Here is a 14,831-nt window from a genome sequence, read left to right on the forward strand (position 1 = left end):
CGCTGCATACATCAGCTGCTCTCTTTTTTCTGCTTCATAAAAGCAAGGATGGCAATGCCGGAACAGACGAGCACAAACAGACCGCCTAGCAAATACACAGACCTCGCCCCGTATACATCTGCAATCAATCCAACAAAGAAAATAGACAAACCGACCGATACTGAAGAAAGGACGTAGTGAGCCGAATACACCTTTGATAAATCACGTACTGGCGTTTCCGTTTGAAGAATGGTTTGCTGCGAAACATCTCGGATTTGATAAGCAGGCCCCATCAAAATACAAAGCAGCAAAGCAAGCCACGGGAGGCTGTTCAGTGAATAGACAATGGTCAGCACTGCATAAATGAATGAACCAGCTGCCATAAAGAGGAGAAGCTGTTTTTGGATAAACTGACTCATCCATGCAGCTAAGAGCCCGCCTATGATGGCACCTGTATAATAAGCGGCATTGATAAATCCCCACCATTCCTCACCTTGCTTTAAATCATGGGTGACAAAAGCAAGCGTAATTGCTCCGATCCACACAGCACCCGCAATATTTTCACAAACATCCATAAATGTCAGGGTGCGCACCGTTTTATTTCTCCAAATGATCGTCCATCCATCTTTGAAGCTGTTCATCTTATTTGCCTTTCGAACCGTCTCTTCTTGCTTGAGAAGAGGAAAGACAGGGATGAATAATAGATAAGACAACACAATCATGACACAAGTGATCCACATTAAATAAAATGGCCCGATCCATAGGACGAGCATTCCAGTGAACGAATAGCCGGCGATTTGAATCATTTGATGTAAAATGGAGGCTGTACTGTTTGCTTTCACAAGCTGATTTGCTTTCACAAGCATCGGCATGATGGCCTGCATTAAAGGACTGATGAACCCGCCTGTGAGGGAAATCAAAATAAGCGCACTAAACAACCAGACCATGTGCTGCTGAAACAAATGAAATTGGGCTGTAAACACGATGAGCATCCCAAGACGTAAAAGCGGGACCCATTTTAATAGGCGGCCAGCTTGAAAGTAATCGGTTAAAACAGGAGAGAAGAGCCCAGCCAATAGCTGGCATATTGTTCTAATCAGCGGAAATACAGCCGCATAGGCAACAGATTGTGTATCTTGATAAATGACAAACGTGATCGTCATCACAAATAAAATATCACTCAGCATGAGAAGGCTTTTACTGCTTGTATAACACCAAAACTTGTTTCCCATATCAAACCGGCTCCTTTTCAAAAACAAGTTTAGTATAGCATGGTGATGAAGGGTCCATAGGCTTTCCATTGAAAAATACATCTTAAGGATGAGAAGATTGTGATAAGCTAAATGAAGGACATTGTAAGGAAAGGGGTTCAATCGATTGAAAAAATTACCGGCTCATGACTTTTTGGACAAACACGAGATCCCATATGAGATCAAAACATTTTCTGCCGAAACAGAGAAGGGAGCAGCAAATGTAGCGGCAGCTCTTGGTTTTCGTGAAAGACAAATGATTAAAACATTGATTTTTGAAACAGGAGAAGGAGAGCAGCTGCTTGTGATGGTTGGTGCTGACCAGCATATTAAGTCAGGGAAACTAAAGAAAGCCGCCGGCTCCCGTAATATTAAAATGGCTTCACCGGAGAAGGTTCTTGAAGTGACGGGCTATCGAATTGGCTCGATTCCGCCGTTTTGCTGGCAGCCAGAAGGATTCCGCACCATTATTGAGGCTTCGTTATTAGAAGAGGAGATATTAGGTGTTGGGGCAGGCGAATGGGGAAATGAAATCCTCATCACCCCAGAACAATTAGTGAAAGCCTCAAAAGCTGTACCGTTTGACATCGTGCAGCCAGCCGAATAGAAAAAAAGTGCCTGTTTCAGAAGCAGGCACTTTTTTAATTGGCAGCAGGCGTAGTAAATGGACCGATACCTTTCATTTGCAGGAAGGCATCCACGGTTCTATTTTCTTCAAGATCATTCGCCCGTTTGCACACAACAACCGGTCTGACGATCTCAATGCCTTCAATGTACACGCGCCCAATTTCTTGCCGCTTGAGACTGCCATGAACCGCATCACGGGGAACAAGTGTGATGCCATATCCAGCTTTGATCATTTGAATCGCTTCATGAACACCGCTGAATTGTAAATCAACGGTTGGTTTTTTGATCCCTTTCGAGGTAAAAAGAGAAAAGAGTTTATCTCTTGTGGAACTGCCTTCTTCACGCATCAAAAAAGGCTCCTGACTCAGGCGCTCTAGCGGGACAGTTTTTCCGTTCAACGGATGGTCTGCCGGCACAATAAAATCATAGCTTAAATTCGTTAAATGAGAGGTGAGAATCTCCTCATGGTGCAGATCCTCGATCACAGCGATGGCCACATCTGATTCATATTGAAGCAGGCTCTCTAAAACTTGAGCGGAGTTTCCGCTTTTTAATTCAATTTCTGTCTGTGGTGAAGATGTTTTAAAGGCAGCAAGCCAATCTGGCAGTAAAAAGTTAAGTGGTACATAGGTAGAAGCGATGCGGAGCCGCCCCTTTTTTCCGTTTTTTAAAAGTGTGATCTGATATTCTACTTCTTTTTCAGCCTCGAACACTTGCCGGGCATAAGGGTATAGAATTTTCCCCATTTCCGTAAGTGTAATGCCTCTGCCATTTCGTTTAAAAAGACGGAAACCGATCTCACTTTCAATGCTTCTAAGCTGAGCCGTCACAGCAGGCTGTGTCAATGACAGTACGTCTGCTGTTTGTGTAACGCTTTTTGTCTCTGCGACCTTTGCAAAAATCCGAAGGGCATGTAAATTCAACTTTACACCACCTATCAATTATTTTGATGGTTTAATCAAAAACATTCATTAGATTTATTATAAGGCATCCCTTATTGTAAAGATAGCGAAGGGGGAAGAGAAATGGATCATCGTCGAAAGCAAGTGGTGTCAATATCGCTTATCACAGCATTTGCACTGATTGGGGATTCAATGCTTTATATTGTTCTTCCGATTTATTGGAAAGAGATTGGTTTATCGTCTATTTGGGAGGTCGGGCTGCTGCTGTCCATTAACCGATTCATCCGCATCCCGCTAACGCCTGTCGTTTGGTGGCTCTATCGGTTTGTCCCAATGAAGACTGGTGTATTGATCGCTATTTTGATTGCTTCAGTGACCACGATGCTATATGGTGTGAGTGGTTTTTGGCTGCTGCTGATTTGCCGCTGCGCTTGGGGGCTGGCATGGACGTTATTGCGTATGAGTGGAATGAGATTAATTGCTGAGATGGAGGAAAGCTCTCAAGGGCATTATACGGGCATTTATAATGGGCTTTACCGGCTTGGCAGTTTATTCGGCATGTTATTTGGCGGAATATTCGCCAGCCTGATGGGCTTCCAGTCCATGACGTTAGTTTTTGGTTTACTCACATTACTAGGGGTCATTTTTTATGTCTCTTTGGATGAGATTGAAAAGGGAGAAGAGAGGCAGGTGTATCAAGTCATCAAACAGAGGTGGCTTACACGGGATGTTGTAAAAGTATTAATGACAGGTATGCTGATCGCACTTGTGATACAAGGGTTATTCGCATCAACACTCAGTCATGTCATTGAAGCAAGGATCGGTCATGGTGAATTTGCTCTGTTCGGCTTTGTTATCGGAGCTTCGGCTTTAAGTGGAATCATTCAAGCGCTCAGATGGGGGTGGGAACCATTTGTAGCACCGAAAACGGGCAGATGGTTTGATGGGCTTGTGATGAAGGAACGAACGCTTTGCTGGATGTTTCTTTCATTTGGAGGTCTCAGTTTTCTGGCGGTCATGCTGAAGGTAAGCGGCTGGTTTCTTGTGATGCTGCTTTTGATCCAGCTGCTCTCAACAATCTTAACGACATTAACGGACACGCTTGCTTTTCAAAAAGCGTCTGCTCAAACAGATAAAAACCGCTTCCTCGCAAGCTATTCCTTTGTTCAAGATATGGGAGCGGCTTTAGGACCCTTGTGCGGGTATACGATGATTCAGTTTTTTGGATCAAGCAGCGTCTTTTGGCTGATGCTCATCATAAGCTTATTGCTTGTCAGCATGTGGGCAAGAGGCAGGGAGCTGCATGTTTCTTCTGATCCAGCGTAATAAATCAAGCGTTATACAAAAAAATGCCTCATGCGCTGAATGCAAGAGGCAGTCATGTTTTTTTTATTCTAGATCTGAATCATAGGCTTTTTGCGTCAGCTGGCTGACCACCTCTTTTAACCCATTTGGTTTATGAAACTCAACAGGTGTGCTTCCCTTTTCGAAGACGATTTGATCTGCTTCAACGAGCACGACATATCGATTGTTGAGCTTTGCAATATGGATTGATTGGCCGAAGTCTGCTAGAAGACCTTTGATTTCCGTTTCGCCTAGACGCATTTTCATTGTGATATCAGGGGTTTGTTCAACAATATGGGAGGCCGCTTGTGTGACCTGTTCTGTATCGAGTGTTTCTCTAATTTCTCGCTTTTCACTCGCTTCCCATATTTCAAGATCCTCTTCAAACTGCTTTAATTCTTCACTTTCATCCTGTAATGTTTCAAAAACCTGTTCCTGTACCATATTCATGACCTGTGATTTCATGATTTCAGGCATGGATTCACCGTATTCGACGAATTTCAAAAAGTCCTCAAAATAACGAGCGTGTGAAGATTGATGAATTTTCACTTCAGCTTCCTCAGTCATGCCCTCTTCTGGCATAAACGGGTATTGAATTGATTTCATGTTTTTTGTCGTAATGGCCATTTCGACTTTTCTAATCAAGGTAGATGTATCAGCGATAGAAGCCACTTTCTGTTCGAAATCGCATTTCATAATAAAGACAAAGGAATCATCGAAATACTTTTTTGGAACAGCAGAAGCAACTAAAAAAACGCCGCCTCTGACAGCACTTGTATCTAAATATGTGCGAACAAACTGTTCACTGCATTCATTAAACAATTCTTTTGTATCTGCAAATCTCGTTTGATGAAATAGGTTGTAGTTGGGATTTGAATCGAGCTCATGACCGGGTTCTACAATAAATCGGCCAATTTTGGTCGGTACTTGTTCAGATTTAGGGTGCCTGTCCACTTTTCGTTTGACGATTTTTTTCAACTCACCGTCTAAAAAGTCCTTCAGCTCACTTTGTTCAAATTCTTCTTGATCTAGTGTTTGATAATGTTTAAACCGTTTATTTGCTTGTTCATCTTTGCCTTCGATTTCCACGACAAAGAATGATAGAAAACGTATCGTAAAATCCATTGATTGGTCACCACTTTTTCTTCTTCGGATATGTTGAGTATAGAAAAAGGAGTGAAAATCGTCAACGAATGGAGAAATATCGTGTCATTATTTCCCGAGAAATGTTTATTGAAAAACACTTGATAATAATTATCATTCTTGATAGAATGATAAAAGAAAAGAAGGAACCTGCCAGTTCCTTCATCTCAGAGAAAAATAGATTATTTTGTTTCAAATGTTTCGCAATCAGTTTCAGTATTACGAGTCACTTCAGTCATCGTGTTTTTACCAATTTTAATGGTAGAAGCGGTACAGCTGTTTTCAGCCCAAAAACGGCAAGAGTTCACTTCACAAAGAACGTTTTGTGCCATGGGAATTCACCTCCGTGATTCATATTGAGAATGAAGCAAGCTGCCACTTGAATTCATTCAATCTAGTAGTCTCTTTGTAGAAAGAGGCTGTTTGTGCTGATTATGCACATGTTTATCATACCATCTACCCTGAAAATATACAATTTAAACTTTGGAAGAGCGAGAATATGAATCTCGCTCTTTTTTTATTTGTAAAAATAGTTAAATGCTAGGTGGCACACTCTCTCATTTCGACATATGAATAGAGTAGATTCAAAACCTGATGTCGGACAAAGTATGAGGGTACATGTACTGATTTTCCGCATAAAGATAGGGTTTTAATCAAAAATCTTCATAGAGAGATGAGGGGAGAAGATGAAAGCAGTCATTCTCTGCGGAGGAAAGGGAACGAGAATGAGTGAGGTCACACAAGCGCTTCCTAAACCACTTGCTATGATCGGAGACCGGCCTATTCTATGGCATATTATGAAAATCTATCAGTATTACGGTGTAGACGAATTTATCCTATTGCTTGGATATAAAGGAGAGAAGATCAAAGAGTACTTTCTGAACTACGACTGGCAGCATCACAGCATGCAGCTCGATATGGCGACAGGAGAAATGAAGCTTTTAGGTAAATCGGAAAACTGGAAAATCACCTTTTTAGATACAGGTGAAAATACGATGACAGGCGGACGTTTAAAGCAGGCACAGGATTACATTGGTGATGAGACCTTTATGATGACGTATGGTGATGGACTGGCTAATATCAATATGTTTCATTTGCTGAAACGTCATCAGGATCTTGGAGCAGCTGCGACTGTCACAGGCATTGAAAAGAAGTCCCAGTACGGGACACTGAAGGTGTATAACGGGATGGCACAATCCTTCTCTGAGAAGACAGACAGTATCGGGATGATCAATGGAGGATTTTTTGTGTTGTCTTCAAAGGTATTTGATTATTTGACAGACGATGATCAATGCGTGTTTGAAGCAGAGCCTCTTCAAAACCTGGCGGATGATGGAGAGCTTGCCGTTTATGAGCATCACGGATTTTGGACAGCAATTGATACGTATAAAAACCTGAAGGAAATCAACGACATGTGGACAGATGGAAAACAACCATGGAAGGTTTGGTGACAGCATGAGCGGATTTTGGAATGGAAAGAACGTATTTGTAACTGGATGTACAGGGCTGTTAGGGAGCTATCTCGTTAAGGAATTGATTGATCAAGGGGCAAACGTGACTGGACTTGTGCGTGATCAGGTGCCTAGGTCGAATTTATATCAAGGCAGTCAATTTGAAAAAATGAATGTGGTGCAAGGCGCATTAGAGGATATGCAGACGATTGAACGTGCGTTAGGAGAATATGAAATTGACACCGTCTTCCATTTGGCTGCCCAAGCCATTGTTGGGGTCGCGAATAGACATCCTGTTTCTACATTTGAAGCGAATATCTTAGGGACATGGAATGTGCTGGAGGCTTGCAGAAGACAGCCGCTCATCAAACGAGTGATCGTGGCATCAAGTGACAAAGCCTACGGTGATCAAGAGCAGCTTCCATATGATGAAGACATGCCGTTAAACGGGAAACATCCGTATGATGTCTCAAAGAGCTGTGCAGATCTCATTTCTCATACGTACTACAACACATACGGTCTTCCAGTTTGTATTACACGCTGCGGTAATTTATATGGAGGCGGGGATTTGAATTTCAACAGAATCATTCCGCAAACCATTCAGCTTGTGTTAGAAGGAAAGGCGCCGGAAATTAGAAGTGACGGGACATTTATTCGTGATTATTTCTACATTGAAGATGCAGTGAAGGCTTATTTGCTGCTAGCTGAGAAGATGGAGGAAAAAGGGCTGGTGGGAGAAGCCTTTAACTTTAGTAACGAAATTCAACTGACAGTGCTAGAGCTTGTGGATAAGATTTTAAAGGCAATGGGAAGTGAACTGAAGCCTCGTATTTTGAATCAAGGAACACATGAAATTAAGCATCAATATTTGTCAGCAGAGAAAGCGAGAAAGCTGCTTGATTGGAAGCCTGATTACTCCATTGATGAAGGCTTAGAGAAGACGATTGAATGGTACCGCGAATTCTTTCAAAAATAGAGGTGTAAATAGATGAACAGCATATATTGTACGGTTCTTTCAAGTGGAAGACTTTATCAAGCCATTGCGTTTTTCTTATCGTTGAAGCAAGTAGAAGATGATGCTGTCATCAAGACGTTATGTATGGATGATGCTGCATTTGATTTGCTTCATCAAATGAATTTTCCGCATGTGGATCTTGTTCATGTACGGGAGCTCGAAACACCAGAGCTGCTGGAGAAAAAAGAGGAACGGGATGCATCGGAATATTGCTGGACCTTAAAGCCGATTTGGATTGAGTGGTTATTTGAACAGGAGCAGGCAGAGAGTGTGACCTATCTTGATGCGGATTTGTTCTTTTATGAGAGCCCTCAGGTGATTTTTCAACATCAGCCGAATGCTTCTGTTTTAATTTCGAGAGGGGATATTGTCATTCCAAGCTTTGATGCAGAGGAAGTGAAGATGCTTCAGAAGCTTTTAGGACGCTATAACTCAGGCTTTCTGCATTTTAAAGGAGATGAAGCCGGACGAAAATGCCTCAGCTGGTGGAAAGAAGAATGCTTAAAAGAATGTAAAAATGCACCGGGAGAAGGCAAGTTTGGCGATCAAGGATATCTAGATCATATGCCGAGACTGTTTGACAAAGTAGAAGATATTGAGACAAAAGGCGTGAATATTGGTCATTGGAACTATGGGCAGCATTCTTATCGGGAGGAGAATGGACGTATTCTTCTGGAGGATGGGCACCCGCTCATTTGCTATCATTACAGCGGCTTTCGGATTGTGAGCAAGGATGAGATGCAGCAAATTCATGAAAAAGGACGAAATGACCTGCCGTTTTTTCAAGAAGCCTATCGGCAAGTGCTTCGCCACGTGATTGAATCTGTGGAGCAGGTCGATCCGCTGTTTAACGGCTATGCCAAACGGGAGGAGGATGACGCATGAATGAAAAGCCAAAGGTAAGCGTCATTATTCCAAGCTATAATGCCAAAGAGCGTTTAGAGGGAAGCCTTTTTTCTTTAACGCTTCAGGAAACAGATATTCCATTTGAAGTCATTGTTGCTGATAATGGCTCAACGGATGGCACGATGGAAATGCTTGAGAATATTGAGGTGAACTTCCCGTTTAAAAAAGTGCGCATTCCTGTCAATCAAGGGATTGCAAAGGGACGTAATCATGCCATTCGCGAGGCGGAGGGGGATCTGCTCATTTTTCATGACAGTGATATGCTGGCAGAACCGAGATTTATTCAAAAACATGCAGAGGCTCATGCTGACAGGGAGAATCTTGTCATTTGCGGTGTGTGCTGGAAGCGGATTTATCGCTATTTTTACACAGCTTTTGATAAGGATCATATGAAGCGGTTGAAAAAGCAAGGACTGTATAAACGGAAAATGGAGGACAAAACGCCTCTTTTATCATTGGAAGAAGTCGAAAATGGTGCATTTCTAGAGAAAAGCTTCGATTTGCAGTCTGAGTTTATTGATATTCTGAAAGATATTTTGGAAACGTACCACTATGATTTAGGTTCTTATGAGCTGCCATGGCGCTTTTTTATTACAAATAACTCCTCTGTTAAACGTAAGCATGTCATGGCACTAGGGATGTTTGATGAAAATATCGTTCGGTACGGATTTGAGGACTATGATTTAGGAATTCGACTGAATCAGCTTGGTCTCTCCTTTGAATTGCGAGAGGATATTATGAGTGTGCATCAAGAGCATCCAAGTAATTTAACGTCATTTGATGACATCAAATACAACATTTTGTATATGTGTGAGAAGTATAACAATATTGATTCCATTGATGTCCATTTGGCTTTCTCTGGTCCGTTTTCTCACACTGTGACAAATGATATTGTGAAAGAAGTTCGGCAGCTGCGTGAGAATCCAGCATTTGATGACCTGTTATCCTATTTTTTAGAGCTGCTTCATTTGATCACAGAGCGGAATGTAGGCATCAAGCGGGATAAAAAAGATATGCTGACAGCCAAGCATGTTCCTTTGAAAAAGCTGGCAGAAGCGGCGCAGCTTGCACGTGAGGAGTATGGCTGCATGGTGCTTGTAGAAGCCATTCAAGGGCTGACGAAAGAGCTGTTGCGCGTTGATTTGTTCCAAGTGGATGTGTTGTAAATGGCGTCTTATCACTTTACAACCATTGTGTCGAATACCCATGTTTTTAAGCTTTTGGCGCTGATTCATTCGCTTGAACAAAACGCTCATGCCTTTAAGCTGTCCGTTTTATGTGCAGACCCTTTGGCTTTTAATGTATTAAAGGAGTTCCCTCACCCGCATGTTCAATATGAACAGCTTGAGGACATTGAAGATGATACGCTGCGAAAGGCAAAAGAAGATCGAACGTTTCATGAGTATTGCTGGACGTTAAAGCCTGCTTTTCTGCTCAAAATTCTTGAGTCCTCAGATGCGGATTATCTTGCCCATCTGGATACGGATTTGTATTTTTATCATGATCCGGAGGCGATTTTTGCAGAGAATCCAAGCGCTCATTTATTTTTGACGGATCATATGAATTCCAAGCGGTTCTATCATTTTTATGAGTTGTCTGGCCGCTTTAATACAGGGTTTGTAGGCTGTCGTAACACAGATGTTGCCATACAGGCAGTCACGCAATGGAAAGAAAATTGTCTTGCCCATTGTACAGTAGAAATGGATACAGAAAAAAAGACGTACGGAGATCAGCGGTATGTGGAAAGATGGGTTGATGATTTTGAAGGGGTTCATATCGTTGCATCTAAAGGAGCCAATGCGGCGATTTGGAACATTGAAAACTACAAGCTTTCAGTTGTAAAAGGAGATATGTATCTCGACGAATGTCCACTCTTGTTCTATCATTTTTCTGCCTTTACGATCATTGACGAGAATACCTTTAACCTTAATTGGTATTACTATATGAAAGAACAGAAGCTTGTGGATCATTTGTATATTCCGTATGCCGACTTGGTTCATCAAAAGATTAAGCAGGTGCAAAAGGTATTTCCAGAATTTAAGCAAGGATTTATTGCGAAGAAGCATGTGCCTGACACGCATTTTTATGAGAGATGAAAAACCGCTCATTTATGAGCGGTTTCAGCGTGTAGACAAACCCTCGCATTCTTTGTCAGGTCTGCGCTCCGGTGCTCGCCCTTCCTAGACTGCAAAGGTTTTCTATCACGCTGAAAAGAAGACAAAGTGCTAAAATACACATCATTTTAGCACTTTGTCAACAATCGAAAAAAACCGCTCATTGATTGAGCGGTTTTCTTTTTATGATTCATTCCATTTAGAAATGGTTTGGTCGCTAGGAAGTAGGAAGGCTAGGATGCCTAATATCGGTAAAAAGGCAACACCGATCATGGTAGGCGTTAAGCCGAAGGCATCAATGAATGAGCCGAGGGCAACCGATCCGATTGCACCCATACCAAACGCAAGCCCAACAGTTAAACCAGACATTGTGCCAATTTTCCCGGGAAATAGTTCTTGGGCATAAACCACGGTAACAGAGAAGCTTGATGTCAAAATGAGCCCAATCAGCCCGAGTAAAACATAAGCAAAAACGGGTCCGGCAAATGGCAGCAGCAGGGCAAGCGGGAAGGATGCCAATAAGGAAACTAAAATCACGTTTTTCTTGCCAAAGCGGTCTGCAAGCGGACCGCCTAAAAATGTCCCAATTGCACCTAGAATGAGAAATAAGAAGATATAAGTCTGTGATTCTTTAATCGTCAAACCGTATTGTTCAATCGCATAAAATGCATAGAAATTCGAAATGGCATTTCCATACCAAGAGCGGGCGAAGATGAGAAAGACGATAATGCCAAGTGCAATGAGTGCTGATTTACGATGAATATCAGATCTAGCCGCTTTTGTAGGTGTTTTTTTCGCTTGGGCCCGAATGGTTTGAAGCCTTCCTGCGTACCATCTTGAAATATAAAGAAGGAAACCAACCGCCAACATTCCAACAATCGTAAACCAAGCCACGCCTGTCTGACCGAGCGGGACGAGCATTAATGCAGCGATAAGCGGAGCAAAGGCTTGACCTGTATTCCCGCCTACTTGATAGATGGACTGGGCAAGACCTCGTCTTGGACCAGCTGCCATGTTGGCAACACGGGAGCCCTCTGGATGGAAGATCGCAGAGCCGAGTCCGATAAAGACAACGCAAAGCAGAATGGTGGCAAAGGACGGAGCAAACGCGAGTCCGAATATACCGACAGCACTTGAAAATAAAGCAATCGGAAGTGCATAAGGCATCGGCCGTTTATCTGTGTACCACCCAATAGCAGGCTGCATCACGGAGGAGACCATATTTAATGTAAAGGCAATCAGCCCTAATTGTGTAAAGGTCAGCCCCATTGAGCGTTCCAAAATAGGGAACATCGCAGGAATAACAGCTTGTAATGTGTCGTTCAGCATATGACAAATACCAATAATCAATAAGATGGGATAAACCGTTGAGCCGGTAACAGAATGTTGAGGTTTATCCTTTGTACGAGCAGCAATGGCCAATGAGACTTCCTCCCTTCATTTATCTGTTTTCTGATTTTTGCATTCTTCTCATTTTATTCATAAGGTGAACTATAAAACAATAGCAAATTGTCATGATTTAGAAAAAAAGAGACACAAGCATTTGATTGAGCTTGTGTCTCTAAAGAGTTATTTGTAAAAAGAAGCAATCACAGGCTTCATTTTTTGAACGACAAGCCCACTGCCGCCGCGGTTTTTTACCCCTTCGATCATGCCGACGAGGACGTAATCTTCTTTTTTAGGATTAAACGCAAGTAAAAATCCATTTTCGGTGCCGTCTGTTGCACCTTGTTTGCTTTTTAACTCTGCCGTTCCCGTTTTAGCGGCAATATCCGCTCCTTCGATTTGTAAGGAGTGGGCTGTTCCGTTTGGACTGGTCACGACCTTAGTCAATGCATCTTTCACTGTGTTTGCCGAGCCTTCTTTGATGATTTGTTTTGGTGAAGCTGTTTTTTCATCTTGAATCACTCGAGGATAGACAAGCTTGCCTCCTGTAGCAAATGGAGAATAGGCATGTACTTGTTCAATCGGTGACATGAGTAATTCGCCTTGCCCATACGCCGAGTCAGCCAGTAAGATATCCGATTGAATGCCATCGTTCGATACTTGTGCAGGCTTCATTGTAAATGGCATGTGTAAGTCTTCGCCAAATCCAAATGTTTTCACTTTTTTCTCGTAGGTGTCTTTGCCTATTTCGAGTGCTTCCTGTCCAAAATAAATATTGTCTGAGTACACAAGGGCATCGACCATATTTACTTTTTCTTTATCGTGAACCCGGGTGATGCGATAATTTCCCCAAGATTGATCCTTTTGCCATTTCAGTCCGTGAATGGTGCGCACTTTGTCAGGCTTTGTGACACCTGTTTCCAGCCCAATGGCGGCTGTAATGGTTTTGAATGTGGACCCTGGTGCATACCGGCTCGCATATCGAGCTTGGAATGGAAGGTCTGGATTTTCACTGTATGCCTGATATTGCTTAGGTGTAATCCCGTTTGTCATGAGATTGACATCGTAGGAAGGGGTGCTGACAAGTGCTAATAGATCACCTGATGATGGATTCATGATCGTGACGGCCCCTTTTTCACCTTTCAGCTGATCATAGGCTTTTTTCTGTAAAGAAGCATCAATCGTCAGCTTCACTGTTTTTCCATCTTTTCGAGCTGATTTTTGCAATGTTTCTTCAATGCCTGTTTCATCATGGACGATGAGAATGCTTCCGCCATCTTGTCCGCGTAAGTTTTTGTCAAATGTGAATTCAAGGCCGGTTTTGCCGATGATTTGATCCGCCTTTAATGCTGGATTTCTTTTGATATCATCCGCATTTGCTTTTCCTACATATCCGGTGAGATGAGCGGCGGCTTTGTTATATGGATAGTAGCGCATTTCCTTTGATTGATAGGTAACGCCATTGACGTCCTTTGGAATTGGCTTTTGTTTTAACATCGATTTGAGCGGGACAAACGTGTCGTCTGTGACCCATGCTTGTTTCAGCTGATTGTTGATTAGTTCTTCCTCTATATCAAAAGCCTTGCTGATTTTTTTGATATTGCGTTCTTTTTCTTCTCCTGTTCCGAGCTTGCCCGGGATGATGCCAAGGGCGTTTCCACCAGTTGTTTCTGCCAGAGTACGTCCTTTTCGGTCGACAATGTTTCCGCGGACAGCAGGGTCTGATTTGACCTTGATGGTATCTCCTTTCTCCATTTGCGGGAAGATGAGATTTGGTTTCCAGTCCACTTTCCACTTGTCATCTTCTTCGGAGAGAATGCCCTTGTAAGACAGCTTATGCAGCTTGCCAAGAGACGTTTTCATCGTTACATCATAGGAAAATTGATACCCATTTCCTTTGTCCTGTTTTTCAACGTTGAGCTTTGATATGTTCAGATCATAAGCACCAATGCCGTTGAAAATATTGTCGTATTTTTCGGCTAGTTGTTTTTTTGAAAAGTCATTGGCTTTCAAAGATGCACTTGTCACCTCATCTGCCAGCTTCGTAAAGTCTTTCTTCTCCATATGTTTCGTAAAGCTTTGAGCGGCTTTTAAAGCCTCTTTTTCTTTTGAGAAAAGAGTATCTTTTAAGAAAAAGAAAGCAGCAGCAACGATGATGATGCTAAGAAGAGAGATGATGACTTTTTTCTGTTTCCAAAATGATTTTTTTTGACCCGTATACAATGAAAACACCTCAATTTTTGATTAGATCCTCTATATTTTACAGTGATTGGTCGTGATTTGTATAGTTTCTCATAGAAACCTAGCTAAATAGATAAGAAAAACGACCTGTGATTTATCGTTTAGGATACCCAATTTTATTAATAATATCTAAGTCCTCTATTGAAGAAAAAGGTGAAATCATTTATGGTACAGACCTAGCCCTGTATTACTCACAGTAAAAAGACAAATTTAAAATTCTTAAAAGATACGTAGCTAGATATCAGAAGATAATCCTTACAGCCAATTCTTAATTTACATTTATGGCGGGTGTAAGCCAATTAGAACGTGATATTATCCAATGCTTAAGGTCTGCTTGAGATACCATGATGCAGTAAAGCTTTATAAAGAGGAAAATAAAATTGTAAATCAAATGTGTGAAATGACAAATCTGTGTAAAGCTTCAATTAGAAAGATATCGGAAAGAAATTGATGAGTTATACCAAAAATCACAA

13 protein-coding genes and 1 pseudogene are annotated in these 14,831 nt (G+C 42.0%); 8 read left to right on the top strand and 6 right to left on the bottom strand.

Features of this window, described 5'->3' with window-relative positions; genetic code table 11:
• Window positions 1-11: 11 nt before the first annotated feature.
• Window positions 12-1,211, bottom strand: coding sequence for an MFS transporter (locus NST65_RS03465; protein ID WP_046314073.1), 1,200 nt, complete (start codon window positions 1,209-1,211; stop codon window positions 12-14).
• A gap of 145 nt (window positions 1,212-1,356) precedes the next feature.
• Between NST65_RS03465 and NST65_RS03470 the strand changes: the two genes are divergently transcribed.
• Entirely contained in the window at window positions 1,357-1,836 is a 480-nt protein-coding gene (locus tag NST65_RS03470) for a YbaK/EbsC family protein (protein ID WP_034282772.1), read from the top strand.
• 34 nt (window positions 1,837-1,870) lie between these two features.
• Here the strand turns inward: NST65_RS03470 and NST65_RS03475 are convergent, their stop codons facing one another.
• Window positions 1,871-2,779, bottom strand: coding sequence for a LysR family transcriptional regulator (locus tag NST65_RS03475; RefSeq protein WP_065215101.1), 909 nt, complete (start codon window positions 2,777-2,779; stop codon window positions 1,871-1,873).
• Window positions 2,780-2,881: 102 nt separating this feature from the next.
• Between NST65_RS03475 and NST65_RS03480 the strand changes: the two genes are divergently transcribed.
• On the top strand, window positions 2,882-4,084 hold the full coding sequence (locus NST65_RS03480) for an MFS transporter (protein WP_342489309.1): 1,203 nt from the start codon (window positions 2,882-2,884) through the stop codon (window positions 4,082-4,084).
• Window positions 4,085-4,147: 63 nt separating this feature from the next.
• Here NST65_RS03480 and NST65_RS03485 read toward each other — a convergent pair whose 3' ends face one another.
• Both NST65_RS03485 and NST65_RS03490 read right to left on the bottom strand, forming a co-directional pair.
• The gene (locus tag NST65_RS03485) at window positions 4,148-5,227 is read right to left on the bottom strand and encodes a DUF3900 domain-containing protein (RefSeq protein WP_034282768.1); all 1,080 of its coding nucleotides are present in this window, start codon (window positions 5,225-5,227) and stop codon (window positions 4,148-4,150) included.
• A 200-nt stretch (window positions 5,228-5,427) separates the two neighbouring features.
• A complete protein-coding gene (locus tag NST65_RS03490) occupies window positions 5,428-5,577 on the bottom strand; it encodes a DUF1540 domain-containing protein (protein ID WP_072367870.1) in 150 nt (49 codons plus the stop codon).
• A 354-nt stretch (window positions 5,578-5,931) separates the two neighbouring features.
• Between NST65_RS03490 and rfbF the strand changes: the two genes are divergently transcribed.
• From rfbF to NST65_RS03515, 5 genes are read left to right on the top strand one after another with little or no spacing between them, the layout of a single operon-like run.
• Window positions 5,932-6,696 carry a glucose-1-phosphate cytidylyltransferase gene (rfbF, locus tag NST65_RS03495; RefSeq protein WP_034282763.1) on the top strand — a complete coding sequence of 255 codons (765 nt, stop codon included), beginning with the start codon at window positions 5,932-5,934 and terminating at the stop codon, window positions 6,694-6,696.
• Between the two features lie 4 nt (window positions 6,697-6,700).
• Entirely contained in the window at window positions 6,701-7,672 is a 972-nt protein-coding gene (locus tag NST65_RS03500; RefSeq protein WP_041116129.1) for a GDP-mannose 4,6-dehydratase, read from the top strand.
• 12 nt (window positions 7,673-7,684) lie between these two features.
• Complete coding sequence (locus NST65_RS03505; RefSeq protein WP_024426658.1) at window positions 7,685-8,596, top strand: putative nucleotide-diphospho-sugar transferase; 912 nt, start codon at window positions 7,685-7,687, stop codon at window positions 8,594-8,596.
• A complete protein-coding gene (locus tag NST65_RS03510) occupies window positions 8,593-9,783 on the top strand; it encodes a glycosyltransferase family 2 protein (RefSeq protein WP_041116131.1) in 1,191 nt (396 codons plus the stop codon). Before NST65_RS03505 ends, NST65_RS03510 begins: the two co-directional genes overlap by 4 nt.
• Complete coding sequence (locus NST65_RS03515) at window positions 9,784-10,713, top strand: putative nucleotide-diphospho-sugar transferase (protein WP_065215104.1); 930 nt, start codon at window positions 9,784-9,786, stop codon at window positions 10,711-10,713.
• Window positions 10,714-10,914: 201 nt separating this feature from the next.
• Here NST65_RS03515 and NST65_RS03520 read toward each other — a convergent pair whose 3' ends face one another.
• Together NST65_RS03520 and NST65_RS03525 are read right to left on the bottom strand one after the other, a co-directional pair.
• Window positions 10,915-12,153 carry an MFS transporter gene (locus NST65_RS03520; RefSeq protein WP_034282755.1) on the bottom strand — a complete coding sequence of 413 codons (1,239 nt, stop codon included), beginning with the start codon at window positions 12,151-12,153 and terminating at the stop codon, window positions 10,915-10,917.
• 147 nt (window positions 12,154-12,300) lie between these two features.
• A complete protein-coding gene (locus NST65_RS03525) occupies window positions 12,301-14,340 on the bottom strand; it encodes a penicillin-binding transpeptidase domain-containing protein (protein ID WP_065215105.1) in 2,040 nt (679 codons plus the stop codon).
• A 216-nt stretch (window positions 14,341-14,556) separates the two neighbouring features.
• Here NST65_RS03525 and NST65_RS03530 point away from each other — a divergent pair.
• A pseudogene (locus tag NST65_RS03530) lies at window positions 14,557-14,809 on the top strand (recombinase family protein); the annotation flags it as partial.
• Between the last annotated feature and the right edge of the window lie 22 nt (window positions 14,810-14,831).

The organism is Bacillus sp. FSL P4-0248 (assembly GCF_038593305.1).
Taxonomy (GTDB): Bacteria; Bacillota; Bacilli; order Bacillales; family Bacillaceae; genus Bacillus; species Bacillus safensis.

Excerpts from the sequence above, each read along its gene's own strand:
- NST65_RS03465 (WP_046314073.1), bottom strand. The coding sequence starts at position 1,211 with ATGGGAAACAAGTTTTGGTGTTATACAAGCAGTAAAAGCCTTCTCATG.
- NST65_RS03480 (WP_342489309.1), top strand. The coding sequence starts at position 2,882 with ATGGATCATCGTCGAAAGCAAGTGGTGTCAATATCGCTTATCACAGCA.
- NST65_RS03485 (WP_034282768.1), bottom strand. The coding sequence starts at position 5,227 with ATGGATTTTACGATACGTTTTCTATCATTCTTTGTCGTGGAAATCGAA.
- NST65_RS03490 (WP_072367870.1), bottom strand. The coding sequence starts at position 5,577 with ATGGCACAAAACGTTCTTTGTGAAGTGAACTCTTGCCGTTTTTGGGCT.
- rfbF (WP_034282763.1), top strand. The coding sequence starts at position 5,932 with ATGAAAGCAGTCATTCTCTGCGGAGGAAAGGGAACGAGAATGAGTGAG.
- NST65_RS03500 (WP_041116129.1), top strand. The coding sequence starts at position 6,701 with ATGAGCGGATTTTGGAATGGAAAGAACGTATTTGTAACTGGATGTACA.
- NST65_RS03505 (WP_024426658.1), top strand. The coding sequence starts at position 7,685 with ATGAACAGCATATATTGTACGGTTCTTTCAAGTGGAAGACTTTATCAA.
- NST65_RS03510 (WP_041116131.1), top strand. The coding sequence starts at position 8,593 with ATGAATGAAAAGCCAAAGGTAAGCGTCATTATTCCAAGCTATAATGCC.
- NST65_RS03515 (WP_065215104.1), top strand. The coding sequence starts at position 9,784 with ATGGCGTCTTATCACTTTACAACCATTGTGTCGAATACCCATGTTTTT.